At 69.8% G+C, this 437-nt stretch carries 1 pseudogene; it reads right to left on the minus strand.

What is annotated here, in order from left to right:
- Window positions 1-437: pseudogene (locus AC5P09_RS52150) on the minus strand (TIGR02680 family protein); the annotation flags it as partial.

The raw sequence follows: 437 nt of genomic DNA on the forward strand, positions 1-437 counted from the left end.
GCGATCAGGTCGTCGTCCAGCGGTCGCAGACCGGCCGTGAGGGTGTCGGAGAGCTTGGCCGGGTCGAGGTTCTTGGCGAGCTGCGGGCGGCGCAAGGTGAGGATGAGGGTGAGCAGTTGCTCGTACCGCTCCGGACCGAGGCCGAACAGGCGCTGGTCGACGGCGGCGCGGTAGTCGGCGGTGGAGGTGATCAGCTCGCGTCCGAGTTCGGCGGCGAGCTGCTTTCTCGTCATCGGCCGGTCGTCGTGGGTGAGGAGGGAGAAGTCCTCGCCGACGCGGCCGTCGGCGAGGAAGTGCCAACGCGCCGGTGTGTCGCGGTGCCGCTGGGCGTGCAGCCCGATGCCGCAGGTGACGGCCTGACCGGTCTCCCGGTGGGTGAACTCGATCCAGACGTAGCCGAGCGCGCTGTCCTGCCCGCGGAAGAGCAGGTTGGACTT

The sequence above is a fragment of the Streptomyces sp. a15 genome (assembly GCF_059026085.1).